Here is a 1,645-nt window from a genome sequence, read left to right as displayed (position 1 = left end):
TGCTTAGATTATTTTGTACGTTTATTGAGTGAAAGACGCGGCTTCATAAAGCTTTCTACAGGTAACCAGTTCGCTGGCAAGGTTGTTGAGATTACTGAGGGTGCAACTAACGGCATCGTTAAGATCGAGATCGCTCCCGAGGTTGTTATCTCTGCGTCCATCACCAACGAGTCCATCAAGGAGCTGGGCCTGAAGGTTGGCGAGACCGCTTACGCAGTGATTAAGGCGTCCAACGTGATGGTTGGTGCTGACCACTAATCCCGGTCAATAAGACATACACCCGGGCGGCTGCTTTTTGTGGCGCGCGAGGGTTAATAGGGCGGAGCCCCGCACTACAAGCTGTAGTGCGGGGCTCCGTTGTTTTCTGAGGTTGAACCCCCTACAGGAGAGACTGGACCCTCACCCTAACCTGCGGGGTATTGTCGTTATCGCTACCGGTTGAGTCTAAGGTTTTAGAGTTTGTATGTTCTTCGTCGTATTGTTGCGATTGAGACAGCGAATGAATGACAGTCTCTTGGATATCTCGTACGATATCTTTGACCGGCCTGGATCCATCAATACTGACCTCAATAGTAGCTTTGCGCAAGCCTGATTCAATGATGACGCCAAATCGGGCCTGCGGCATGCGGCTACCAATTACTTTCAGGGTGCTACCCAGTCCAGGTTCGATTCCTCGTACTCCGGGAATGGCAGTGACAAGCCTGAGTAGCTCGGCAGCAGAGAAGTTAGTCGTCATGATGAATATCCTCGATATGTACATTGACCGTCGGGGAGATTCCCAGGTTCTCATAGCAGGCTTCGCGGACGGCATCACGGACTTGCTGGGCCAGCTGCGGTAGGCTTTTAACGGGAGCGTACGCCGAGATTCGGCAAGATACACCCTCCGGAACCCCCAGACCCCGATGTTCTTCGCTTGAAGGTGCGTGCTCGAAAGAAGAACGCAAGGAACGTGCACCGGGTACTGAGTCTACAATGCGGCGAATAAGGGCCCTCAACGAAAACTCAGACATGCTGTAGGGACCCAAATCTGTATCGGGCATTTCCACCTGAGTACCGTGTCGAGTCTCAGCGATAATAGCGTCCATTATGGAACGGGGTCGCGGCATAACCGAGGTACTTCCCATAGCCTCTAGCCGGTCCCATTCCTTGTGGAGGGAGGCGATGAGACTCAGATATTCATGGGTGTCCAGATTGTCCTGCTCATGCGAGCGTGAGAGTGATTTTGCCGACGCTGCTGAGTGTCGGACCTTATTTGAGAGGTTGTTGGATTTACTCAAGCCCACTCCTTCATCAGGCGTATGATGAGAGAACGGGCTCGTGCCAGCCTCCCACGGACGGTCGAAACTGTCAGGTTTAGTGTCTTGGCAATCTCTTCATATGACATTTCATCGATTTCTCGAAGAATCCACACTACACGCAGTTCAGGCTCCACGGACGCCAAAAGATTGGCAAGGGCCTGAATCTGCGCATTAACTTCACTGGAATCAGCCGGGTCAGCGGTACTGCTCGACGTCATCTCAGCCGCACCGCTCACGCCTTCGAGCCCTTCTGCGTCATAAGGATCAGTGGCTCGACGCTGACTCTTACGCACCATACTAGTAGCTTTATTAGTGCAAATCTGCATAATCCAGCCACGAAAAGCTGC

General features: G+C 52.4%; 4 protein-coding genes. 1 reads left to right on the top strand and 3 read right to left on the bottom strand.

The genetic code is table 11. The annotated features are described in order from the left end of the window. Window positions 1–45: 45 nt before the first annotated feature. Window positions 46–258, top strand: a complete 213-nt coding sequence (locus tag O3648_RS08230; RefSeq protein ID WP_371569547.1) for a molybdopterin-binding protein — start codon at window positions 46–48, stop codon at window positions 256–258. Between the two features lie 121 nt (window positions 259–379). On the opposite strand, the gene O3648_RS08225 is transcribed toward O3648_RS08230, so the two are convergent. From O3648_RS08225 to O3648_RS08215, 3 genes are all read right to left on the bottom strand, one after another. After that, entirely contained in the window at window positions 380–736 is a 357-nt protein-coding gene (locus O3648_RS08225; RefSeq protein WP_279741161.1) for a transcriptional regulator, read from the bottom strand. Further along, window positions 726–1,124 carry an Asp23/Gls24 family envelope stress response protein gene (locus O3648_RS08220; RefSeq protein WP_371569546.1) on the bottom strand — a complete coding sequence of 133 codons (399 nt, stop codon included), beginning with the start codon at window positions 1,122–1,124 and terminating at the stop codon, window positions 726–728. Before O3648_RS08220 ends, O3648_RS08225 begins: the two co-directional genes overlap by 11 nt. Window positions 1,125–1,273: 149 nt before the next feature. Continuing rightward, the coding region (locus O3648_RS08215) for an RNA polymerase sigma factor (RefSeq protein ID WP_371569544.1) at window positions 1,274–1,645 on the bottom strand (372 nt) is incomplete at its 5' end.

The sequence above is a fragment of the Rothia sp. 27098_8_161 genome, assembly GCF_041432905.1.
Lineage (GTDB): Bacteria > Actinomycetota > Actinomycetes > Actinomycetales > Micrococcaceae > Rothia.
Note: the sequence above shows the minus strand (reverse complement) of the source record. Positions and strands in the feature narration are given on the sequence as shown.